General features: G+C 70.1%; 21 protein-coding genes and 1 pseudogene. 9 read left to right on the top strand and 13 right to left on the bottom strand.

Going from position 1 to position 23091, the window contains the following annotated elements:
* A pseudogene (locus tag ACZ5C2_RS27860) lies at positions 1-96 on the bottom strand (RNA-guided endonuclease InsQ/TnpB family protein); the annotation flags it as partial.
* 16 nt (positions 97-112) lie between these two features.
* On the opposite strand from ACZ5C2_RS27860, the gene ACZ5C2_RS27855 reads away from it, so the two are divergent.
* Together ACZ5C2_RS27855 and ACZ5C2_RS27850 are read left to right on the top strand one after the other, a co-directional pair.
* Positions 113-592: a LuxR C-terminal-related transcriptional regulator gene (locus tag ACZ5C2_RS27855; RefSeq protein WP_468796897.1), complete on the top strand. Its 480-nt coding sequence runs from the start codon at positions 113-115 to the stop codon at positions 590-592.
* 26 nt (positions 593-618) lie between these two features.
* Positions 619-786 carry a hypothetical protein gene (locus ACZ5C2_RS27850; protein WP_468796894.1) on the top strand — a complete coding sequence of 56 codons (168 nt, stop codon included), beginning with the start codon at positions 619-621 and terminating at the stop codon, positions 784-786.
* A 1092-nt stretch (positions 787-1878) separates the two neighbouring features.
* Here the strand turns inward: ACZ5C2_RS27850 and ACZ5C2_RS27845 are convergent.
* From ACZ5C2_RS27845 to cseB, 4 genes are all read right to left on the bottom strand, one after another.
* Complete coding sequence (locus tag ACZ5C2_RS27845) at positions 1879-2976, bottom strand: endonuclease/exonuclease/phosphatase family protein (RefSeq protein WP_468796891.1); 1098 nt, start codon at positions 2974-2976, stop codon at positions 1879-1881.
* 6 nt (positions 2977-2982) lie between these two features.
* Positions 2983-3966, bottom strand: coding sequence for a D-alanyl-D-alanine carboxypeptidase family protein (locus ACZ5C2_RS27840; RefSeq protein ID WP_468796888.1), 984 nt, complete (start codon positions 3964-3966; stop codon positions 2983-2985).
* A 189-nt stretch (positions 3967-4155) separates the two neighbouring features.
* On the bottom strand, positions 4156-5400 hold the full coding sequence (locus ACZ5C2_RS27835; protein ID WP_468796885.1) for an ATP-binding protein: 1245 nt from the start codon (positions 5398-5400) through the stop codon (positions 4156-4158).
* 15 nt (positions 5401-5415) lie between these two features.
* A complete protein-coding gene (gene cseB / locus ACZ5C2_RS27830; RefSeq protein ID WP_451770651.1) occupies positions 5416-6105 on the bottom strand; it encodes a two-component system response regulator CseB in 690 nt (229 codons plus the stop codon).
* Between the two features lie 393 nt (positions 6106-6498).
* Between cseB and ACZ5C2_RS27825 the strand changes: the two genes are divergently transcribed.
* Positions 6499-7170: a molybdopterin-dependent oxidoreductase gene (locus ACZ5C2_RS27825; RefSeq protein WP_468796880.1), complete on the top strand. Its 672-nt coding sequence runs from the start codon at positions 6499-6501 to the stop codon at positions 7168-7170.
* A complete protein-coding gene (locus ACZ5C2_RS27820) occupies positions 7154-7876 on the top strand; it encodes a cytochrome b/b6 domain-containing protein (protein WP_468796877.1) in 723 nt (240 codons plus the stop codon). The genes ACZ5C2_RS27825 and ACZ5C2_RS27820 overlap by 17 nt, the downstream gene beginning before the upstream one ends.
* A gap of 6 nt (positions 7877-7882) precedes the next feature.
* Here ACZ5C2_RS27820 and ACZ5C2_RS27815 read toward each other — a convergent pair whose 3' ends face one another.
* Positions 7883-8503 (bottom strand): TetR/AcrR family transcriptional regulator, encoded by a 621-nt coding sequence (locus ACZ5C2_RS27815; protein WP_468796874.1) that lies wholly within the window; start codon positions 8501-8503, stop codon positions 7883-7885.
* A gap of 141 nt (positions 8504-8644) precedes the next feature.
* On the opposite strand from ACZ5C2_RS27815, the gene ACZ5C2_RS27810 reads away from it, so the two are divergent.
* Positions 8645-9415 carry a siderophore-interacting protein gene (locus ACZ5C2_RS27810; RefSeq protein WP_468796871.1) on the top strand — a complete coding sequence of 257 codons (771 nt, stop codon included), beginning with the start codon at positions 8645-8647 and terminating at the stop codon, positions 9413-9415.
* A 536-nt stretch (positions 9416-9951) separates the two neighbouring features.
* Entirely contained in the window at positions 9952-10695 is a 744-nt protein-coding gene (locus ACZ5C2_RS27805; RefSeq protein WP_468796868.1) for a DJ-1/PfpI family protein, read from the top strand.
* 275 nt (positions 10696-10970) lie between these two features.
* Here ACZ5C2_RS27805 and ACZ5C2_RS27800 read toward each other — a convergent pair whose 3' ends face one another.
* The 3 genes from ACZ5C2_RS27800 to ACZ5C2_RS27790 form a co-directional block, all read right to left on the bottom strand.
* A complete protein-coding gene (locus ACZ5C2_RS27800; RefSeq protein WP_468796866.1) occupies positions 10971-11117 on the bottom strand; it encodes a hypothetical protein in 147 nt (48 codons plus the stop codon).
* Positions 11118-11307: 190 nt separating this feature from the next.
* Positions 11308-11976, bottom strand: coding sequence for a sigma-70 family RNA polymerase sigma factor (locus ACZ5C2_RS27795; RefSeq protein ID WP_468796863.1), 669 nt, complete (start codon positions 11974-11976; stop codon positions 11308-11310).
* A 13-nt stretch (positions 11977-11989) separates the two neighbouring features.
* Complete coding sequence (locus tag ACZ5C2_RS27790) at positions 11990-12853, bottom strand: hypothetical protein (RefSeq protein ID WP_468796860.1); 864 nt, start codon at positions 12851-12853, stop codon at positions 11990-11992.
* A gap of 370 nt (positions 12854-13223) precedes the next feature.
* On the opposite strand from ACZ5C2_RS27790, the gene ACZ5C2_RS27785 reads away from it, so the two are divergent.
* Both ACZ5C2_RS27785 and ACZ5C2_RS27780 read left to right on the top strand, forming a co-directional pair.
* Positions 13224-13655: a hypothetical protein gene (locus ACZ5C2_RS27785; protein WP_468796858.1), complete on the top strand. Its 432-nt coding sequence runs from the start codon at positions 13224-13226 to the stop codon at positions 13653-13655.
* A 164-nt stretch (positions 13656-13819) separates the two neighbouring features.
* Positions 13820-15844: a BTAD domain-containing putative transcriptional regulator gene (locus tag ACZ5C2_RS27780; protein ID WP_468796855.1), complete on the top strand. Its 2025-nt coding sequence runs from the start codon at positions 13820-13822 to the stop codon at positions 15842-15844.
* A gap of 875 nt (positions 15845-16719) precedes the next feature.
* Here ACZ5C2_RS27780 and ACZ5C2_RS27775 read toward each other — a convergent pair.
* Positions 16720-17088 (bottom strand): beta/gamma crystallin domain-containing protein, encoded by a 369-nt coding sequence (locus tag ACZ5C2_RS27775; RefSeq protein ID WP_468796852.1) that lies wholly within the window; start codon positions 17086-17088, stop codon positions 16720-16722.
* A gap of 382 nt (positions 17089-17470) precedes the next feature.
* A complete protein-coding gene (locus ACZ5C2_RS27770) occupies positions 17471-19270 on the bottom strand; it encodes a ricin-type beta-trefoil lectin domain protein (RefSeq protein WP_468796849.1) in 1800 nt (599 codons plus the stop codon).
* Positions 19271-19873: 603 nt separating this feature from the next.
* On the opposite strand from ACZ5C2_RS27770, the gene ACZ5C2_RS27765 reads away from it, so the two are divergent.
* Positions 19874-21205: an RICIN domain-containing protein gene (locus tag ACZ5C2_RS27765; RefSeq protein WP_468796846.1), complete on the top strand. Its 1332-nt coding sequence runs from the start codon at positions 19874-19876 to the stop codon at positions 21203-21205.
* A gap of 63 nt (positions 21206-21268) precedes the next feature.
* Here the strand turns inward: ACZ5C2_RS27765 and ACZ5C2_RS27760 are convergent, their stop codons facing one another.
* Entirely contained in the window at positions 21269-22132 is an 864-nt protein-coding gene (locus ACZ5C2_RS27760) for a type VII secretion system-associated protein (RefSeq protein ID WP_468796843.1), read from the bottom strand.
* A 46-nt stretch (positions 22133-22178) separates the two neighbouring features.
* Positions 22179-23048: a type VII secretion system-associated protein gene (locus ACZ5C2_RS27755; RefSeq protein ID WP_468796840.1), complete on the bottom strand. Its 870-nt coding sequence runs from the start codon at positions 23046-23048 to the stop codon at positions 22179-22181.
* Between the last annotated feature and the right edge of the window lie 43 nt (positions 23049-23091).

Genomic DNA, 23091 nt, shown 5'->3' with positions numbered 1-23091 from the left:
GGCCCGGTCCCTGCGTTCGTGCCGGGGGTTGGCGATCTTCTCCCCGGTGGAGAGCGTCAGCAGGTGAGTGAGGCCGGCGTCGATACCGACGGCCGCCATCCGGAGGCCGGTCATGGACGGAATCCAGGCCACGGAGCAGTTCATGCTGCTGGACGACCCGCCCCGGGTCCTGGTGCTGACCACCTTCGACAACGACGACGACGCGTTCGCGGCGCTGCGGGCGGGGGCCAGCGGCCTTTTGCTGAAAAACGCCCCCGCGGCAGACGTCGTGGGCGCCATCCGCACCGTGGCCGCCGGGGAGTCGGTGGTGGCGCCGCGCATCACCCGGCTGCTCCTCGACCGGGTCGCCCGCCAACTGGGGCCGTCAACGGCCCAGAGCGAAAGGCTGAACGTCCTCACCGTCCGCGAACGGGACGTCCTCGCCCTGGTCGCACGCGGACCGGCCAACACCGAGATCGCGGCGGACCTCCATGTCGCACAGGCCACCGTGAAGTCGCACCTGGGCACCATCATGGCGAAACTGCACCTGCGCGACCGGGCTCAGGCCGTCGTGTTCGCCTACGAGTCGGGGCTCGTCCGTCCCTCCTCCTGAGACATGGCACCTGCTGGAACACCTTGATGCGCACGACCGTCTTCCGCACTTCCCGGACACCCACCGTCGGTGGACTCGAACAGGACGCGGGCAAGGAGCGGGTCACCGGCGGCCACCGCGTGTCCGTGATTCCAGCCGGCCTCCCCCATGAGGTGCACAAGCGGCACCGGGTCTGCCTCCAGGAGTGCAGGTGATGCCCCGGCCGGCGGGGCAGGTCAGCCTTGTGCGGATTCGGGTCGGCGGCCGATGTGCGGGAGGCCTCCATACTTCAGGATTCTCGCTGTCGCCGTCCGGCGGCCGAGAAACACCAGGAGGACATGATGGATGCCTCGCCCGCTCAGACGGCCCGCAGGCGGCACCGGATCGTCATCAGCACGGTAGCGGCGGCCCAGGTCTCGGCGTCCGCCGCGGGGCCCGAGGCGGTCTGCCGTGCGTCGAGCCCGGCCATGCAGTCGGCGGAGACAGCCGACTCGGGTCAGTGCCCGGTCGGACACTCACCGCCGTCGTCGGCCCGTCCGGAGACCTACGGCCGGGGCACCGGTGGGCGCCCCGGCAGCCGGGCCGCCCGCCTCCCGGCTCGAGGGGGAGGTCACAGTTCGAGGCCGTGTCCGCATGCCCGGACGCACGCGGACACGGAGGGCCCGGACGCCAGGCCACTGCCGCGTCGAAGCGGCGAACGGTGGCCCGCTCTTCGGCCGCCGTCTCGATCAGGTTCAGCCGGGCCCTGGAGACCCGGGAGCGGATGGTTCCGACAGGGCACCGGACCACTCTCGCGGGCAGCCGTACACCGGGTGAGCAGGAAGCTCACGCCGGTCTGCGGGCAGGGAATCGACGAGGCGCATCGGCAAGCCCCTCGTCGAAGCCCGGCAGGCCGGTGGGCATGGCTGCCCTCGACGGTGTCCTCCCACTCCGTCCTGTCACACGTCCTCGGACGGCAGGCGGCCCTGCGCAGGCTGCCGGCAACCGCCCAGCGGGCGATCGACAACAGCCACACCCGGGCGGAGGACCGGCCCTCGAATCGGTGCAGCGCGGTAAGCACCCGAAGAATCGTGTCCTGTCACCGTCGGCAACCAGGACGACTTCCCGTCGCGGAACACCGATCGGTGTTCCGCGACGGGCTTGTGGCCACCTGCGGCCGTCCGGTAGACGCCGCCAGGCCGTCACCCTGCTGCAGCCGGTCCGCTCCGTGGTACCTCCGCCCAACTCACGTCTGCCCGCTCGCACGGCCCACTGCAGGCCTTGCCCACTGCCGTTCGTGCCACAACAGGATCGGCTCGTTCACGGATTCAGCCCGAAGGCGTATGCCGCCGGAGATCGAGGCGTGCCGCCACGGGGAGATGGTCGCTCGCGGTGGCGGGCAGGGTCCATGCCGATGTGGCCCTGGCACCCTTCACGAAGATCTGGTCGATGCGCACCACCGGAAATCGTGACGGCCAGGTAAAACCGAATCCGCCACCGGCAGTTGTCTGGGCCGAGGCGAAGCGCCGGGTGAGCGGGCGCAGCGCACGGTCGTCGGCCGACCCGTTGAAATCGCCCAGTACGACCACGTTCTGGGCGCTTTCGCGGTGAAGTTCGGCTGTCAGCCGACCGAGTGCCTCGTTACGTGCGCGCGTGGTGAACCCGGCGGAGTTGACGCGCACTGACGGGAGGTGCACGACGTAGGCGGCCAGAGAGCCTTCGGGTGTTTCCACTGTGGCGCGCATCGCCCGCGTCCACGGCACGATGGGCAGGGCGCGCACGTCACTCAGGGGGTAGATGCTCCAGAGGCCCACCGTCTCCTCGTAGGAGTGGTACGGGTAGGCGGACGCCAGCGCATGCTCGTAGGCGGACGCCGTGCGGGGAGTCAGTTCCTCCAGGGCCAGGACGTCCGCCTTGGAGGCGAGCAGCCGCCGTACCGTGTCCTCCGGATCGGGATTGTCCTGGTTGACGTTGTGACTCACTATGGTGAGGTCTCCCCCGGGCGAGGACTTGTCGGCGAGCGTGCTGCCGAAGAGGGTGCCCCACACGGTGACCGGCAGTACCAGTGACAGTGCTGCCAGCGGAGATCTGCGTACCAGCGCCAGGACAACCAGCACCGGGATCGCGAGGACCGTCCAGGGCAGCACGGTCTCGACCAGGCTGCCCAGATGTCCCGGGCTGTTGGGAATCCGGTCGGGGACCGAAACGACCAGCGCGAGAAGGACAGCGAGGCAGGCCGTCAGCGCTCCCTTGCGCGCCGGCCGGAGCGACAGGCGCGGCCGGAGTGACCGGAGTGGCCGGGACGGGGGCGGTGACGGCGCCCGGGTGGCTTGCGCCGTGCGCGTCGCCGATGACGTGCCGTTCACCTGTTCCGGTCCCCGGCCGTCGCGGGCCTCCGCGCCATTGCCTGTGGAGGGCGTCGTCATCTTCGCTCAGCCCTCCGACCGCAGGGAGCTCAGTCGGCTGCGCAGCCCGTCGATGAGTACACGGCTGTTGTCGAGAGCCGCCCGCAGTCCCTCTCCGGCGGTGGTGTTCGCCTGCTGGTGCAGCACGGCCCCCAGCATGAGACGGTTCTTGTCGCCGATGCGCACCTCGGAGGCCCACAGGAGATTGCCGCCGGCCGGGGTACTGGAGCCGGTTTTGAGGCCGATGACGCCCGAAGTGCCCAGCAGAGAGTTGGTGTTCCGCACGGGGCCCACGCGGGGGACGGTGACAGTCCGGCTCGCCACGATGTCACGGAAGACAGGGTTCTTCATCACCTGTTGTGCCAGCTTCAGTTGGTCGGTCGCCGTGCTCCGTGTCGTCTCCTCGATTCCGCTGGCCCCGGTATACGTCGAGTGATCCATACTCAGCTCGCGGGCGGCGCTCTGCATCTTCTCGACAAAGGCTTCCTGCGTGCCGGAGTCCCAGCGGGCCAGCAGGCGAGCGATGTTGTTGCCAGAGGGAATCAACAGCAACTCCAGCATGTGCCGCTGGGAGAACGTGTCGTCGGGCCGGACCGGAACCGTCGACTCACCGCCAACGCCCACCTCGTTCGCGGCCTGCCGGTCCACCGCGATGAGCGGGCCCTGTTCGTCGGGCCGGAGCGGGTGTTCGGTGAGGATGACGTGCGCGGTCATCACTTTGGCCAGACTCGCGACGGGAACCGGTTGTTGTTCGCCTCGCACACCCAGCGCACTCTCTCCCTCAATCTTGACAGCGGTCTGGCCGTCCTCCGGCCATGAGACCGCGGCGTCCTTGACGGCTTCCGCCAGGCTGCCGTCCCCGCGGACGGTCACAGCACCCTGACTGCCCTGGCGGGGGGCGGAACCGGAGTCGTCACGCGTCAGAACGACGGTGGTGCCCAGCGCCACCACGGAGGACAGGGCCAGCACGCCGACCGCCGTGCGACAGCGGTTTACGAGGGACGGGGACATCGAGAGCAACCTCCGTAGCTGCGCGCATGACGGGTACGGCAGCAAGACTGCTCGGGCGGTTCGTCAGGACGACGGACGCGGGAGCGCCGTGAGGTCGCAGGAACCCATCAGTTCAGCATCACAGCGAGGGCAGCCCCACGGACCCCGAGGCGGCTTCGGCCGTGCGGGCAGGGGGAGCCGTTTGTCCGGTCACGATCCCGATGGGCTGTCGTCGGGCAGACGCACGACGGCCACCGCCCCGCCGTCTTCGGGGTGGTTGGTGAAGTCCAGGGTCGCTCCGATCACCTGGGCCTGGCCCAGGGCGATCGTCAGGCCCAGCCCGTGTCCGCGGCCCCTCTCCGCCACGCCGGTGCGGAATCGCTCCGGGCCGCGCGCGAGCAGATCGGGAGGGAAGCCGGCCCCGTGATCACGCACCCTGATCGTCCGGCCGGCGACGGTGATCTCCACGGGGGTGGCGCCATGCCGGTGGGCGTTGACGACGAGATTGGCGATGATGCGGTCCAGGCGGCGCGGGTCTGTGACCGCCGCCACGGAATCGACCGTCGTCACATTCACCGTCAGACCGGTCCTCGCCACCGATTCCCCGACCATCTCGGCCAGGAGGACTTCTCTCGGCTGGAACTGCTCGGCGCCCGCGTCGAGACGGGAGATCTCCATGAGGTCCTCGACCAGGTCCCGCAGCACGCGAACCCGGCCCCGTACGAGTTCCGTGGTCTCCCCCTCGGGAAGCAGGCCGGCCGAGGTGACCAGCCCCATCAGCGGAGTGCGCAGCTCGTGCGCGACATCAGCGGTGAAGCGCTGTTCTGCGGTGATCCTCTCTTGCAGACTGTCGGCCATCGAGTCGACCGTGGCCGAGATGTCAGTGATCTCGTCACCACCGCTGCGTCCCATTCCGGTCCGCGCGTTCACATCGCCTTCGGTGATACGGCGTGCCGTATGGGCCACCCGGCGCAGTCGCCTGGCGGGCACTTCCGTCGCCAGAGCCGTCAGCGGGACCACGACAGCCAGGGTGGCCAGGGAGTACTTCCACAGATGCCGGTCGAGGGCCTGCCTGGTGAGCAAGTCGCCAGTCATGTCGATGCTGGTCGCGTAGAGCTGCCCGCCTTCCTTCCGCGCTGCCCAGAAAACGGGTGCCGGCGGATCGTTCTCGTAAAGGGTTCCCTGGCCGTGACGCTCGACCTGATACCTCAGGGCTGCGGGGAGTTCGCCGGGCGTGGCGAACGGCGGAGCCTGACCGGAGTCCCGAGCCTCCTGCATCTCCCGGTCCAGCGCCATAATGGCCTTGGCCGCGCCCTCGTGCATCGACCTTCTCAGCGTCGAGGCATGCACCAGCACGCCTACAGTGAGCGCCATCGCGGTACAGGACATGATCACCAGGAGGATGATCTTCCAGTGCAGGGAGCGCAGGTTCAGCAGGGCACGCACGATCGGCATCACGGGTTCTCCGGCTCAGCGCCGCAGCTTGTAGCCGAAGCCGCGGACGGTTTCGATGCGGTCGGCTCCGATCTTCTTGCGCAGTCGCTGCACACACAGGTCGACGACCCGCGAGTCCCCGTCCCAGCCGTAGTCCCATACGTCGCGCAGCAGGGTCTGGCGGCTGAGCACGACGCCGGGGTGCGCCGCGAACTCCAGCAACAGACGCAGCTCAGTCGGGGCGAGCGCGAGTTCCTCGTCGTCCCGGTACACCTCCAGCGCCGCTGGTTCGATGGTCAGGTTGCCAAAGACCAGCCTGTCGGCCTGCCCGCTCTGCTTCGTCGACACGACGGTGGCCCGACGCAGCAGCGAACGGATGCGTGCCACCAGGACAGGAGTGTCCACGGGTTTGACGACGTAGTCGTCGGCGCCGGCTTCCAGTCCGGACACGACGTCGAGTGAGTCGCCGCGTGCGGACATCATCAGGACGGGGGCCGTGCTGCTCTCTCTGATGCGGCGGCACAGGCCGATGCCGTCCAGTCCAGGCAGCATCACGTCGAGCAGCAGCAGGTCGCACGGACTGTCCCGGAAGAGTTCCAGTCCCGTCAGCCCGTCGGCGGCCACGGTCACGTGATATCCGTACCGCTCCAGGGCCATGGCCACGGACTTCCGGATCACCTCGTCGTCCTCGACGAGAAGGATCTTGGCAGCAGCAGAATCAGACATGGGCATCCATCGGAAGCGGTACCGGTCGGTCCTCCATCATGCCCGTCCATACGGGCAACCGTGCACCGGACGATGCCACGGCTTGGCCACGGGGGTGCGATGAGCAGGACCGATACACCGCTGACACGCAACCGGGCGGCTTCGGATACACGGTGGGGCCCATCCGGCCGCGCAACCTCGCCTTCCATGACGTCTGCTGACGCGGGACGGTGCGGTACCGCCGGCCGCCCGGCTGAACGGACACGCCTGGCCCGCCGCTCGGTGCTACCGGAGCCGGCGGGATTTCAACACAGCCCGGCGGTGGCGCGTATTCAGGGTATGAGCACCTTTCACTCCGCGGCGCCTCCCCCGGACCCCGGCAGCCGCCGTGGCACCCCTGTGGGGCGACGCGTCATGCTGGGCATGGTCGGGCTGGGTGCCGTGGGCGTCGTCGCCGGCGGCTCGCTGCAGCGTCTGGTCTCCGACGGCATCGACACCGTTGCCGAGAAGGACCCGACCGGCCTGTCGAACCTGCTGCCGGGTAATCGTTTCCGCTACTACTCGGTCACCAGTTCCGTACCCGAACGCGACGAGAACAGCTACCGTCTCACCGTCGACGGGCTCGTGGACAAGCCGATGACGTACAAGCTGTCCGACCTCGCGGATCTCCCGCAGCACAGGATCGTCAAGGACGTGCAGTGCGTGACCGGCTGGCGGGTACCGCAGACCCCCTTCGCGGGCGTGCGGCTGTCCACCCTCCTCGACGCGGCGGGCGTGGCGCCCGAGGGCAAGGCCATCCGGTTCACCTGTTTCGACGGGGCGTACACCGAGAGCCTGACGATGGACCAGGCGCGCCGGCCGGACGTGATGGTCGCCACCAGCATGGAGGACAAGCCGGTCACCCACGCGCACGGCGGTCCGGTACGGCTCTATGTGGCGCCGATGTACTTCTACAAGTCCGCCAAGTGGCTCTCGGGCATCACCGTCACCGAGGAAGTGAAGCCCGGCTACTGGGAACAGCTGGGCTACGACGTGGACGCGTGGGTGGGCCGCTCGAACGGACGCAGCGATGCCCCCACCGTCTGACCGCGCGGCAGTCCGCGAGGACCCTTCCGGTGCTGCCAACCGGCTCCTCAGGTTCACGGCGGCGGTGCGCTGGGTCCACCACACCACCGCGGCTCTGGCCGGGGTGTGCGTCGTCACCGCCGCGTGCCTGTACGTGGGTCCCCTGGCCGAACTCGTCGGCCGGCGCAGGCTGGTGACCACCGTGCACGAATGGTCCGGCGTCGCGATGCTCCTGCCTGTGCTGCTGGGGCTGGCGTCCCGGGCACTGCGCTCGGACCTCAGCCTGCTCAACCGGTTCGAGGACCACGACCGCCGCTGGCTGCGGACCGCTCTGCGGCGCCGCCGCACCTCGAACATTCCCTCGGGCAAATTCAACGGCGGCCAGAAGGCCTATGCGGCGTGGACGGCGGGAGCCGGCCTCGTGATGCTGGGCACCGGGCTCATGCTCTGGTTCCCGCAGCTCTTCGCCCTGAGCCTGCGGACCGGGGCGACGTTCGTCCACGACTGGCTCGCCCTGGCGGTCGCGGTGGTCGTGGCCGGCCACATCGGGAAGGCGATCGGAGACCCGGAGGCCCGCAGGGGCATGTGGAGCGGCACCGTGTCACGTGCGTGGGCGGAGCGGGAACACCGCTTGTGGCAAGCGGAGCCGGAGGATCACTCCAGTCGCTCCGGTCACTCCGCCGACGACCGGCCGTCCGGCGTCCCGGAGGGGTCCGCGCGCCCGTAGGACACGTCAGCCCCCGAGGTAGCGGACCAGCATGCCGACGAGTTCGCGTTCGAAGCGTTCGGTGCCGACGCGTGCGGGTGCGGCCATCAGCTTGTGGGTGACGAGTTCCACGGTGGACGCGAGCAGTACGGCGGCTGTGTCGACGTCGTCGACGCGCACCTCGGGATGATGGGCCAACAGCTCGCCGAACTGCGCGATCCGGCGCTCCTCGTGCCGGGCCACCTTCTCGATCAGGTCCGGGTAGCGCGGCGCCTCCTCGATCATGATGCGCAGCAGCTGGGGGTCGGCCCTGTGCGTCTCGATGGCCTCCCGGACCACCAGCCGCACGGCCGCTTCGAGGCTCCCGGCGGCCAGCGCCCGCTCGCTCTGCTCCGCGCTCGCCCTGGCTCCGTCGTCGAGGTGCCGGACCAGCAACTCGGCGAGGATCGCGTCCTTGTTCGGGAAGTACTGGTACAGCGAGCCGATGGAGACGCGGGCGGCTTCGGCGATGCGGTTGGTGGTGCCGGCCGCGTAACCGTGCTCGGCGAAAACGTGAGCAGCGGCGTCGAGGATGCGGCCCCGGGTGAGCTCGGCCCGGGCCTGCCGAGGCCTGCGACGTGGTTCGAGACGACGGTTTCCCGGTGCCAACGCGGTTGCTCCTCGGAGGCTCGAAAAGCGAGTGGCCGAAAAGTGAGCTCTGACTCACAATAGTGCCATGAGCTGGGCAAAGACCATTGCATTCAAGGACGTACGATGATTCCCCGGGTCCGTCGTCCGTCATCCCGCACGATGATCACACTCGAGGTGCGCGGCCGCACCTCCCTCACACCGAACTTCGCACGGGTGACACTGGGCGGCCCGGCCCTGAAGGACCTCGTACTCGTCGGCCACGACCAGTCGGTCCGGCTGTTCTTCCCCCGTGAGGGGCAGAACGCCCTGCGCATGCCGACCGTCTCCAGTGAGGCGTGGATGGCCCAGATGATGATGGTGCCCAAGTCCGCCAGACCCTGGGTGCGCAACCTCACGATCCGCCGCGCCCGGCCCGCCGGCGACGAGATCGACATCGAGTTCGCCCTGCACGACGACTCCCCCATGTCCGCCTGGGCACGCGGGGTGCGGCCCGGGGATCCGGCCGGCGTCTTCGACATGGGGTACGCCTACCTCCCGCCGGCCGAGGCCGAGTGGCAGCTCCTGGTCGCGGACGAGAGCGCGCTGCCGGCCGTACTGGCGATCCTCGGCCACGCGCCGCCCACCCTCACCGCGGAGGTCTTCCTGGAGGTTCCCACCGCCGCGGACATCCGGCCGTCGGAGATCACCGCTCGCGAGGGGGTCCGGGTTCACTGGATCAGCCGCGACGACCCGGACCTCCGGCCCGGCGCCCTGGTCCTGGACGCGGTGCGCACGGCCAAGCTGCCCCCGGGCCGCTTCTACACCTGGGTGGCGGGCGAGCACCGGCTGCCCACGACACTGCGCCGTCACCTCGTCGCCGAGCGCGGTGCGGCGAAGTCGGACATCGGCTTCGCGGGCTACTGGCACCAGGGCTGGTCGAGCCCCGGCTGAGCGGCGGTCGGCGGGGCCCGCGCGGCCCGGCCGCCTGCGCAGGCACCTTGGTGACACTGGCGATCCGACGTGTCGCCGGGCCGCACGGGACGCTTCGTGGCGGTGTCCACATACACCAACGGCGGCGTACCGGGAGGCTGGGCAGCACCCCGCCCGTCCCCTGGTTCGCGACCGCCTGCTGACACAGTGAGTCCGCGGCCGGCTTCGTCGCGCGGGCCGCCTCGGTCACCAGGCCGGGAGTCCTCAGCGCGTGACCAGGGTGGTCGGGACATACGGCAGTTGACGGGGCGTCGGGTTCGGGACAGGCGCGCAGTCGCCGTGGTCATCCGGTTCCCCGGCGTCGGTGTGCACATGGCCGATCCGGTGCGTGCAACGCCGTAGGAACAGACGGGGGATCGCACGATGGGGCCGACACGCCGATACGGAGTACAACCCGCGTCACCTCACCGATGCCACAGAAGCGGAACCAGCCGCCCCAGCGGCACGACTACCTGGACACCCGGCGCAGGAAGCCATCAACGGAAAGAGTCATCGGCATGCCCAAAGTGAACCGCAGGGACGCTCTGCTGTCCGGCGCCGCCCTGGCCACCGCCACCGCCGCCGCCGCCACTGCCGCACCCGCGGCAGCGGCAGTGCCCGCCACCCCGCCGCAGGAACAGAGGCATCACCCCCTGCGTGTCCACATCGTCGTCTTCGACGGGGTGGAGGAACTGGATGTGTTCGGGCCGCTCCAGGTTTTCGGCGCGACGGCCGCCATGGGCTTCCCGGTCACGTACCGGCTCGTCACGGGCGGCCGTCCCGGAACGGTCACCGCCCGCTTCGGGACACGGATCGACATACCGGATGCCTGGGATCCCGCGGAGGCGGATGTGATCGTCGTGCCCGGCGGCGGTTTCCGCCTCCGGAACGGTCCCGGCATCTGGGCGGAGGTCAAGGACGGGCACCTGCCCCGCCTGCTGCGTGAGGCGGCGGCGGACGTACGGCTGACCCTGTACGGACTGTGCACGGGGGTGGTCCTGCTGCATGAGGCAGGCGTGATCCGGGGTCGGCCGTGCACCACGCACACCGGTGCCAAGCAGTACCTGAGGGATCAGGGGGCCGACGTACGCGACGCACGCGTCGTGGACGACGGCAACCTGGTCTGCGCGGGCGGTGTCAGCGCGGGCGTCGACGGGGCCCTGACCTTGATGGAGCGGGAGTTCGGCTCCGAGGCGGCGGGAAGGACCGAACGCTACCTGGAGTTCGAGCGCAGGGGCACCGTCCTGGTCACCTCCGGGTAGGCCGGCCTCGCGGTATCGCCCCTTTCGGAGCGTTCCGGCCGCCGTGGCGGTGTGGTCGAAGGCGATCAACCGAGCAGCTTCTTTTTCAGGATGACTGTCCTGCCCAGGACCGGCACCTCGGCCGCGCGGTCCGCCAGTTCGGGGGCAGCGCACCCTTGGCGGGCGGGAAGCCGGTGCCGATCACCTTCTGTCCCGCTCGGAGCCGCAGCAGGATCTCCGGTCCTGCCGCGTCACTCGTGACGATCCTGCCAGGAGGTGCCTCGAACGTGGCCTTCTCACCGTCGCAGTTCTCCGCCGACATCCGGGAGCCCCGCGGAACCGCCCCGCGCGGCCGACGCTTCGTCCGCGCCTCCGCCGCACGCGGTGGTGAGCAGTCCTGCGGTGAGGACGACGCCGCCGATCGGGCGCCGCAGCCTGGGCACGTTCTGCCTCCACGGCCCGCTGTTCCACGCATCCGGAAAGCTCTGTTCGCCGGGCTTCGCGCATGTAGTCGCGGAAGGAGGGCTCCGGATTCCCGGTCTTCGCCGCGCTTCTGCGCCGCGGCAGGAGAACCGGCCGGGAACCCGGTCCGCGAACAGCCCTCAGCAGGGTCCGCCGCTTCCGCGCGTGTTCTCAGGCCGCCCGGACGGTGTCCGCATCCCCCTCCGCGTCGGCGCCGGCGTCCCGGATCATGTCGGCCAGTGCGGAGCGGGCACGCGCCACGCGGGAGCGCACGGTACCGATCGGGCAGCCAAGGACAGTGGCGGCCTCGGCATAGGGAAATCCGAGAAGCTGGGTAATCATGAAGGCCTCGCGGCGTTCCGTCTGGAGCGTCGTCAGCATCTCGGTGAGGGCGACGCCCTCCTCGAATCCGGGCAGGTGCCGCGACTGGGCCTGCTCGGCGGCGCCGCGCCAGTCGGGCTGGTCGGCGCGCCGGGGCCGGGCGGCGGCGTACCGGAAGCTGTCCGCCACCGTGCGCCGGGCGATGGACAGCAGCCAGGTACGGGCGGACGAGCGGCCTTCGAACCGGGGAAGGGCGGCCAGCGCCCGCAGAAAGACGTCCTGGGTGAGGTCGTCGGCCGCCTGGGGGTCGGAGCTGAGGTGTGCCACATAGCTCCACACGTCCTGGTGCAGTGCGCGGACGAAGCGGTCGGTCTTGTCGGCGTCGCCGCCCCGGGCAGCCAGGGCGAGGCGTGTCGTGGCCGCGTCGGAGGCGGGGGTGTGCCGTCCCGGTGCGCGCCCGGCGGGAGGTCGCGGGGCAGGGGAGGGCCGGTGGTCGGGGGGTTGTTGGGCAGGCGTCATCGCCACGGGGTCCTTATGTCGGTCGGGTGAGGTCTGGCGGCGCGCGAGCGAGACGGGACGCGGACACCTCGGGCGGGCCGAAGGGGGCACCGAAAGGGGCGCCGATGCCCGCGCCGGTGGGGAATCGTCGGCGCACGTCCGGGAAACCGGCTGTCACCACAGGACAGCGGTGCCCGCCCGGTGGGCCTCGCATGGGGTCGCCGACGACGAGGAGCGTCTGCCGCGGTACGGAGCTTCCGCGTCGCGGACGTACACGCGGACGTGCACCTCCCGGGGGTGCGCTGCGAAGTGACGGGCATCGGAACGGCGCCGCCAGCCATCCGGCGAGGGCGCGCAGCACGCGGAAGACGGCCCGTTCGCCGTACGCGAGCCATACCCCGCACAGCATGGCGGCCGCCACATGCGCGGCCGCCATGCCCAGCGGCGCCATGGCGGCCATGTCGTGCGCGCCGTGTGCGGCCGTGCCGGCGGCGGACATGTCGTGCGCCGTGGCGTGGGCGTGGCCTGTCATACCCGCGGCGGTCCGTTCCGGGGTGCGCGGTGCCATACCCACGCACAACAGATGCTCGACCCACCGGCGGACGAAGGAGGTGCCTGTCCGGGCGTCGGCACGGGCCAGGGTCTGCGCGAGTGAGAAGCCCGCGTGCAGCGCCGCCTGTGCCGTCACGGTGGTCGCGGTGACGGCGAGGCGTCCCCGTTCCCGGCCCGCGAGAGCCCAGGCCACCGCGGCCGTGCCCACGCAGGCGGCGGCCACCGCCCGGCCGGGGACGGCCGCTCCCGACATGAGGATGTGCCCGGTCGCGGCGAGCGTCACGCACACCGCGGCGAAGGCGGCGGCCCGGACGGCTCTGGAGAGGGAGAGCACGTCCGGTGTCATGGCGGTCCGGCGTCCACAGCGGTCCCGCGGTTCAGGGGGCGGCCCGGCGGTGGCCGGTCCCAGAGGTCGCACGCCCCGGTGTACGCAGCGGTGGCACGACGGCACGCTTGCCCCGTCGTCTCATGGGATCCCTCTCCCTCCGTCGTGCCCCGGCTCCTGCGTACCTCCGGTCCGGTGTCTCGCCGGGGTCTACGCGGTGCGGCGACGAGACGTTGAATGAAGGCTGCACTCCGCGGCCGGCTCGCGGCACGGGCAACGGCCCCCGTGGCAGGAAAAGTGGGTTTCACGTCCGCTTCACGGCGCAACCCCGCCCTCGCGTGATCCGTCATACGTTCGAGACCGAAGGCTGAACCCGGGTCGAGGCGGGGACATGAACAAAAGGATGATGTCGGGAGTTCTGGCGCTGCCGCTGGTGTGGGCGGGTTGGCAGGTCACTTCCGACGTGGTGGGCGACGGCGTCGACACGCAGTCGGTCCCGTGTGCGGAAGCCATGCGCTTCGCGGACCGAAGCGGCTTGCCGGCCGGGGCCCACGACGCGACATGTGTGTCCGTGGGCCGGATGGATGCCGCGTACGACGTCGGCTTCCGGATCACACGCTCCAGGCTCGACACCTGGCTGGCTTCCGCCTACCCCGGCCTGCGGTTGACATCGGACTGCTCCGGGTTCACGCGGGCCGCCGACGCGTGCGGCAGCCTCGACCTGTCACCCCCTGCCGACGGTGGCGCGGCGGCGGTCGAGGTGACCGCAGAGTACGGCGAGCGGGACACCGCCCTCGTCCGCTTCATGCCCTTCGGCACCTGAATTCCGGTGGACAGGGGTCTTCCCCGTTTCCTTCAACACTGGCACCAGTCCCTTCAACACTGGCCCCGGGGCCTGCGTATACCCCGTGTGATCAACACGTCGTCACGGGGGACGGCAACGAATCCATGCTCCCGGGCGGTAACCGCTGGAGGTGAGTGGATCCGATGAACCCCCGTCACTCGCACGGCATGTGGTACAGCGTGCTGGGACCCATAGAAGTGCTGCGCGACGGATGCGCACTGGACCTGGGTCCCCGGCAGCGCAGAGTGCTGCTCACCCGCCTCCTCGTCGAGGACGGCCGGTCCGTCTCCCTGGCGGAGCTGTGCCGTGCCCTCTGGCCGGAGGACCAGCCGGCGGCCGCCGTGACCTCCGTCCGCGCCCACATCAGCCGATTGCGCGCGGCGCTGGAGCCTCATCGTGAGGGCAGGTCCTCGGTACTGATCAGCGGAGCAACCGGCTACGCCTTGAGGATTCCACGCGAGGCCCGGGACACCACCGTCTTCGAGCATTCCGTGGACCGGGCTCGTGGAGCACTCGGGCAGCAGAACCTCGCACGCGCCCGTCAGGAGATCGACACGGCCCTCGATCTGTGGCGGGGCGAAGCACTCGGCGAAGCGGCCGAACACGCTTTCGCCCTGAGGGAGACCTCGCGCCTCAACGCGGTCCGCCAGGACGCGAGAGAACTCCGGACCACGATCCTGCTCCAGCAGGGCGACGTGGAGCGCGCCGTCCACGTCGCCGAGCACCTCACCGTCACCGCCCCCCTGCGGGAAGTCTCCTGGGCCCTGCTCATGCGTGCCCTTTACGGAGCGGGACGGCCGGTGGAGGCACTGCGCCAGTACGAGCGGTTCCGCGGCATGCTCTCCCGGGAACTCGGCCTCGATCCGAGCCCTGGCCTGCGCAAGTTGCACACCGCCGTCCTGCGCCACGACACCGCGGTCCTCGGAACGCCCCAGCCGTCCCGCTCCCTCACCACGCTCACCACCCCGCCGGCGCCTTCGCCCTCCACGATGCCTCTCGTCGGGCGCGCCGAGGAAGTGACACAGCTCCATGCCCTGCTGGAGGCGGCGACTCCCGGGCACGTCCAGTGGGCCGTGATCTCCGGCGATCCGGGGTCCGGCAAGACCAGACTGCTGGACGAGGCCGCCGCGCAGGCCACCAGGACCGGGTTCGCCGTCATCCGGGCGGGCGAGGGCCGGGACCCGGGCACCGACCGCCCGGCCGCCCTTCACTGCCGGGGCACCCGGCCGACAGACGGACCGCGGCGGCACGGTGAGGTCGACGGCGCCCAGGACGGTTCGGAAGCGGACCCGATCACCGCTCTCGTCCGCGAGGTGTCCCGGGCGCCCACTCTGTGTGTCATCGACGATCTCGACCGCGCGAACCCCGACGTCCCCGAGCGGCTGGGCCGGCTCACCGCGCTCCTGCCCAACGTGCCGGTCGTCGTCGTATGCGCCCTGCGGGACCCGGCGGCATCCACCGTCAGCGCACTGCTCGCCGAGCTGGCGCGGCTGGGCACTGTGTGGCTGCAGCTGAAGCCCTTGACGGTCGCGGATGTGCGGGAGCTGCTCGCGAAACGCGGCCAGCGGATGCCGGCGGCCGATGCGGAGGCGCTGCACCGGCGCAGCAGGGGAAATCCTTTCATGCTGGGCGAGTTGCTCAAGCTGCCGGCGGGTCAGCGATGCGGCCCGAACGCTCACATACCGGTCACCGTCCGCGCCATCCTCCTGGCCCAGCTGAACGATGTGGCGGCGCCGGTCAGGACGATGCTGTCCCACGCGGCCGCCGACGGGGAACGGCTCGACACCGCCCTCCTCGCCGACCTCCACAGAATGGGGCACGAGCAGCTGCTGCGGCTGGTCGACGAGGCGGTCGGCGCGGGCCTGCTCCTGTGGCACGAGGACCCCGACGATCCGGCCTCGGGCCACTACCGCCTGCCCGAGCTGGTCCGCGATGTACTGCTCGACACGACAACCGCCCCCTCCAGGCAGTTGCTGCACGCCGCCCTTGCGCGCGAGCTTCTCGACCGGGGCTGCACCGACCCGACACGGCTCGCCGGCCATCTCCACGCGGCCGGCCCACTGGCCCCGGTCACACAACCCGTTCCGGGTTTCCGGTCTGCTGAATCGACCGCTTCCGACCGCACCGCGAAGATGGGATCCACCTGTCTGACCAGCAGCAGACCGTGAGCGAGAGCGCCGCCCGGGGCGAGGAGTCCGACGTTGCCACCGGCTCCCCGGCCGGTGCGACCCGCTCCACCGGCCATGGCAGGCACGGTCCCGTACGAGGGTGGTTCACCACACCGCACGGAACGGACGGGCCCGCCCCAGGCGTGCGCGCCGGCCGGGGCCGGTTCGACTCGACCCTGACCAGCCCGGCGGTGTCCGTCCCGGCCGGCACCTCCACCCTGCACCTGGGCTTCGACTCCCATCTACCGGCAGGAGAGCCCGCAGGAGGCAGAGGTCACCGTCACGTTCGACTCCGGCGACACGGTGCGGCTGCTGCACCACAGCAGCGCCACCACCGGGAACACCAACCAGGGCAGGGACCAGGAACCGCCTCGTCCGGCTCTCCCGCCCCGTCCCAGCAGGGGCGACATCGGTGAAGGTGGGCTTCCGTCTCTTCAACGCGGGCAACAACTGGTACTGGGCGATCGACAACATCCGCCTGGGCACCGGCCCGGTCGACGATCCTGATGGAGTTGGCGGGCGGCCGGCGTGACGGGCGGTCATGGAGTCGTAGCACCGTCCGTCACATCGGAGGGTCCACAGGGCGTTGACCCGACGCCGGGTGACTGCCACGTCGGGCAGAGTTCCTCGCCGACGGCCTGGAGAGCCCCTGGGACGACCTGTGGTTCTACTCCAACCCCGTGTTCGTCGAGGTCCATCAACGCCCTTCACCCGCTCCGGCCGGGCCGGGACCCGTTCACGGCCCCGGCCCGGCCCTCGCAGGTCTCCTCGCCGGGGGCATCGCTGCACCTCGGCTCCCGGAGGCTGTGGCAGGTGACCACAACCAGCCGGGGACGGAGATCGGAAGGGATCGCCGCACCCGGTGTCGCCGGTGATCAGACGATTCGAATGGCTTCCATCCTGACCCCACCGGGGTGCTTGGGCCAGGTGAAGACGGTGTTCTTGGCAATCGGCTTGGCGGGCTGCCACCTACCGTCCCCGTACCACTGGACGCGGTTGTTGCCGGTCGAGATCCTGGTGACCCAGGTGTTCTGAGCGAAGGTCGTCGTTCCGCCGTTGGCGTAACACGAGGTGTCCCGCCGTCCGCCGTCGTTGTGCCAGCTGACCTCCAAGAAGTCGTGGGTGACCTTGCACGGGACCCAGTTGATCGCAGCCGCCTCCGTCGCAGTCACGACGGAAAGCGAGGCCGTCATGGTGAGGGTCGCCAGGGCGGCTTGGATCGTCCTCTTGACGGATCGATTCATGGGAAATCTCCTCTGTAGGGGGTGCTGCAAGAAGGAAGCCCCACGTCGCCCCGTCCCGTCCCGTGTCGTTGAGAGCCAGTCAGCACCGGGACAACGTCAGCGGTGGAACTGCGTGTGGCGCCTTGCTTTCCCTTGCAATATGTCCGACGAGGAGGACAACAAGAGGGTTCAGCACATGGATTGTGATGCGGACGACAGGTGAGGCTGATACCGACGTCCAGGCAGGGCGAAGGATTCCCAGCGCATCGCCCGCTTCAGCGCGCTCCAGACGTCTCCCGCGCCTCGGCCGTGAGCATCGTCAGCCACCTGGACCCCGGGCGCTCACCATTCCTGCACGACGCCGCCGTGCTTCCGTCATCGACCGCCGTGGGAAGGGACTGCCCTACTGCACATGGCGCCTGATCGTCCACTTCTGGTCGCTGGATTTGTTGCACGGGGAAATCTCGACGTGACTTCCCAGTACGACGTCGGGGGCGGCGATCTCAAGGCATTTGTTCGTCCCCCGGGCGACGATCTCACCCTCGCCGGTGACGGTGAACAACTGGTTCGCCCCGCCGTCGCAGTCCCACAACTGAACCAGCGTCCCGTCCGCCGTGGCCCCGTCCGGGACCTCAAGACACTTCCCAAGAGCCTGGACCGTGCCACGGGAACCGACGTACCACTGCTGGGCACCCGTGCCATTGCATTCCCAGAGCTGCACGATGGCCCCGTTCGCCGTACTGGAGGCCGGGACGTCTACGCACTTGCCTCGGCTGTCGACGATCTCGCTGGTCTCCCGTTCGCCGCTCTCATAGCCGGAAACCTTCCAGTGCTGGCCGGTCGTTCCGGTGCAGGAGTCCATCTTGACGCGGTTGTCCGCCTCAGCGTTCTGGAGGCATTTGTTCGTCCCCCGGGCGACGATCTCACCCTCGCCGGTGACGGTGAACAACTGGTTCGCCCCGCCGTCGCAGTCCCACAACTGAACCAGCGTCCCGTCCGCCGTGGCCCCGTCCGGGACCTCAAGACACTTCCCGAGAGCCTGGACCGTGCCACGGGAACCGACGTACCACTGCTGGGCACCCGTGCCATTGCATTCCCAGAGCTGCACGATGGCCCCGTTCGCCGTACTGGACGAACGCACATCCATACACCTGCCACCGGAGTGCACTATGTCACCGACGTTTCCGCCGTCCAGCGTTTCCGCCTGCCGGTAGATGGCGTGGGCGGAATCGCGGAGCGGCGCATAGTACTCGCTGCCGGCCGCGCTCGCCGAGATGGCTCCGACCGTGTATCCCGTGCCCTTGACGGGATCGAAGCCCGAGAGGAAAGGCCCCCCGCTGGATCCGCCGGTCTGCACGCAGTCGATACCGAGCATCGTCGAGTCGGCTCGTCCCCCGTCCTCGTACTGATCACCCTCGCAGTGGTTCATCCACTGACCATTTCCCTCCGCGGCGGAACCTCCGTATCCGAAGGAGTGCACGCGCATACCGGGGGCCGCTGTGTTGAACGCCAGGCCCATGCCGCCGACGACATCCGTCAAGGAGCGGGTGTTGTACCGGGACACGACGACGAAGCCGTAGTCGAAGTTGAGGTTGCCGCCGCTGCTCACATACTCCGCGTCATGGAGAAGCTGCGCCGCGGTGAACGTGCCGAAAGGCCGGTTACCTTCACTGTATCCGGGAACGAAGACCCAGTTCTTGTACACCTCGCCCGTGCGGCTGTCCACTATGCAGTGGCCGGCGGTCAGGAGGGTGGACTTGTTGGCGCTGTTCACCGCGGACGCCGAACACACGTAGAGCGAGCCGTCGGCCCGGCTGAAGAACACCTTGCCCGCCGTGGTGCCGATCAGGCCACCACCGGTCCACCGGGTCGGCGAACCGGCGAGGGCAAAGGGCTCGGACGCCGGCGTGCCGGGGGCGAATCCCTGCGCCTGCACGGGGGGAATCCTGAGCGCCGGCCCCTGGTCGTCCTCGCGGTGGGCGGACGGACTGCCCGGTTCGGCGGAAGGAAGAGGCGCTTCCTTCGCTGCCTTCAGGCGTTCGGTGGTCCAGAAGGCCCGTGCCGTCTTCTGGTCACTGTCGGACACCGAGGTGGTGTCCATGCGGACCTGTGCGGGATCCGAGGTACGGGCCGCTTGCGGGGTGGCGTGTGCGATGCCGGTCAGGACACTCGACAGGCCGAGCGCGAGGGTACCGATGTACACGCCAGTACGTCTCAGCAACGGGTACTCCGATCTGGGGGCAGCCAGCAGGTCTGCGCTCCGCCTCTGTCGCAGGGTGGAAGCGCCCACCTCGCACAACGACTGTCACAGTGAACTGGTTCACCCGGTGGGCCTGTTGAGGCTCCGCGCGGCGCGAGCAGGACCCGCGTCGCCGTGCGGGTCGGAGGAACACGCCCGCACCACCGCGCCCGGCGTCCAGCACTGGCCGGCTGCTTCGCTGCGAATGCCTCGGCCTCGCGCTTCAACACTGGCACCAGAGGGCGCGTATACCCCGTGTGATCAACACGTCGTCGCGGGGGACGGCAACGAATCCAGGATCCCGGTCGGCGGCCGCTGGAGGTGAGTGGATCCGATGAACCCCGAACTGGTCGACGACGTAGTGCTCGACACAGCAACCCCCTCCTCCCGGCAGCTACTTCATGCCGCACTCGCGCGTGAACCCATCGCCCGGGACGACGCCGACCCGGCACGACCGGCCGGCTGTCTGCCCGCAGCCGGCCCACTCGCCCCGGTCATGAACCTGAACCGGCACCGCCGGCCCCAGGAAACAACCACTTCCCACCACACCGAGAAAGCAGGATCCACATGCCTGACCAGCAGCCTGCCATGAGCGAGAGTGCCGCCAGGGGCGAGGATTCCGGCATCGCCTCCGGTACCTCGACCCGCGCGAAACGCCCCACCGGCAGCGACACCGGCGACACCCCGGTATCCGCCCCGGCCACGGCAGGCACGACCACCAGCGAGGGCACGGCCGCCGCAGACACGCACGCGACCGCCCGGGGCAGGACAGCGACCACCTCCGGAACCGGCCCCGACGCACCCGCGAAGGATCCGGACGCGGCAACGCCGGAAACCTCCAAAGCAGCCGGACCGTCGGTCACCGGTGCCGACACCACGACCAGCGCCTCCACCACCGCCGCCACGCGCAGGGCACGGTGGAGCACGCGCGCTCTGCTCGGAACGTCCGCCGAGGGGCATACCGAGGGCGCCACGGCAACCGCGACCGCTTCGGCTCCCCCGGGCGACTCACCGGACGGCACCCCCCCGGGCCGTCCCAGGAAGCCCATGCTCGCCGCCGCCGCGATGGCGGGCGCCGTCCTCATCGCCGTGCCCCTGCTGATCCTGGTGACCAGCGGCGACGACGACAGCGACACGGTCTCCACCGTCGGCTCGGCCGACACCCTCCTCGGCAACGGTGACGAGCCGCCCGGAGACTTCGTCGCGGCGTCACCGCCCGTCGGGAAGAAGGCCACGGCGAAGAAGAACGAGGGGCCGAAGCAGGACAGCGCCAAGAAGCCGGAGAACAAGGACGTCCCGGTGCCGCCCGTCACCGGGGGGAAGGCCGGCACGAAGGCTCCGGCCACGGCTTCCCCGACGCTCAAGAGCGCCGAAACCGTACGGGACAAGGACGCCGTGACACGAAAGGCCCCGGGCAACGTGCCCGCCGTCCTGACCAAGGTGCTGATCAAGAACAACACCAACAGCACCTGCGTGGACATCCCCGGCGCGGGCAGCGGCACTCCCGACGGGCGCATCGTGCAGTCGACATGCAACAGCCACCCGAGCGACAACCAGCTGTGGAATCTGGAGAAGCGGTACGACAACGCCGGTCCGGGAGGCGCGCCGCTGTTCCAGATACGCAACGTCGTGGACAGCATGTGCCTGGACCTGCCCGGCTACCGGGGCGCCGGCAACGGTACCAAGGTGCAGGAATACCCGTGCAACGGCACGACCGCCGACAATCAGCTGTGGTGGTTCGACAAGCAGCCCGACGGGAAGTTCTGGATCCGCAACTACGCCAGCAACAACCAGTGCCTGGACTCCTACGACGCCAACAACAGCGTGCGCAGCGTGTTCCTCTGGCCGTGCGCCCAGGAGAGCCGCAACAACCACGAATGGTTCACCACACTGCGCTGAACCGCCGCGCCGGCCGCGGGTGGACCTGTCGGTATCCTCAATTCCGGCAGGTCCACCCGCGCGTCAGTCCGCGGCCGGACCGCCCCGTTCCGCCCGCCGCCGCTCCGGCATCGCGGCGGGCCGGGCCCCGTCCGCGTCTCGGTCCCATGGGGCCACCGCCCCGGCGGGCGGTGGCCCCATGGGCGCAGCCGCCACGGCCTCCTCCGCCTCGTGGCGTTCCACCATCTCCATGGCGGTTCGCAGTGCCTGCGGTGTGATGACCTGGCACACCGGCGCCGAAGAGCTGAGGAACAGGACGACCCTGCCCTCGGGCAGGCGGTCCAGGAGGTCGGGCATGGACATCACCTCGTGCGGCGGCAGATCGTCCGCCGGTTCCGGTGAGGGTGGGAAGACCGCGACGGCGAGCCCGCCGCCGGGTGCCTCGGCCTCCGCAAGGCCTCCCGACTCGTCCAGGAGGACGGCCACCTCCGCGTCCGCGAGTGTGAGGGGCAGCATCGCGGGGGACTCGTAGCCGGTGGCCACGAGGCGTGAGGCGGCGTCCGCCGAGCTGACGGGCGGATCCCAGCCGTAGGCGTCCGGCGAGGGGCGGTAGTCGGCGTTCTCCTCCCATTCGACGATCTCGCCGCGCGCGTCACTGCGCCAGCGGCCCACTCGGGCCCACTCGGGCGGCGCCTCGTCGTCATCGCCGGTCCAGTGGCGGTCGACCAGGTGGAACCAGTGGTCGGGCGCCACCCGGGCAGCGGTCACGTACATCTCGGGGGGGTCGCGGAAACCTGGGTGGTCCTTCGGGACGGGCCCCGGGTCCTGCCTCGCTTCAGGGGCGTCCATGGACACGGTTGCCGGGATGTCCTGCGGTGCGCTGGTCTCGGCCGGCCGGGGTTCCTCCTCCGGTGGCGCGTCCGGTGGTGCCGTGAAGGGACTCGTCATGCGGGCAGCTCCCTGGGGGTGCGGGTACGGGTGGTGGGCGGAAACATCACAGATCAGCGGGTGGAAGATGCACGGTGGCGGCCGGATTCCCGCCGGCCGCCTCGCCACCGTCCGTCCGGGCGCCGGGCTCCTCCCTGACCGGTGCCGCGGTCGGTGACACGGCGGACACCTCCGCGCCGACCGTCGAGGGGCGGACGGGGGCCGACAGCGCGATGTCCTCACCGGCCTCCGCCGTATCCCGCGTCCGGGCCGTCTCCTCGACGGCCCGGTGGAAGGCCTCCGGATCCACGGTCATGCTCACCGGCCCGGACGGGTTGAGATACAGCAGATGTCCCTCCGGCACCCGGTCCACCGCCTCGGTCACCGGCATCTGTTCGTATCCGAAGCGTCCGCAGGCGCTCAGGTGGGCGGGCGAGGTGAAGACGGGCACCACCGCCTCTCCCTTGGGCGAGGTGGCCGACACCGGCCCTCCCCCGGGTGCGATCAACAGGGCGACCTCCGCAGTGGCCAGGGCACGGGGGACCGCGTCGCCGGGTCCGTAACCGGTGACCGCGAGCTGGATGGCCTCGTCCACCGGATCGGTCGGCGCGCCCCAGCCGCGTGCCCGGGGCGAGGGGCGGTAGGTGTCGTTGGGGATCCACTCCGCTGCCTCGCCGTCCGGCCCGGACCTCCGTCGGCCCCTCACCGCCCAGTCCGGAGGTTCACCGTCGCCGGACCAGGCGGGGTCGACCACGTCCAGCCAGCCCTCCGGGTCCTGTCCGGCGACCGCGCCGGAGTCATCGGGAACGGGTGGCACGGTTTCGGTTTCGGTTTCGGTTTCGGCTTCGGCTTCGGCTTCGGCTTCGGCTTCGGCTTCGGCTTCGGCTTCGGCTTCGGCTTCGGCTTCGGCTTCGGCTTCGGCTGCAGTGTCGTTCATGGATCCTCGTACGTTCAGTTCGGCTGCCGGGTCGGACAGATGA

The organism is Streptomyces sp. NPDC031365 (genome assembly GCF_055569765.1).
The sequence above is the reverse complement of the archived record's forward strand: the minus strand, read 5'-3'. Positions and strand labels throughout refer to the sequence as shown.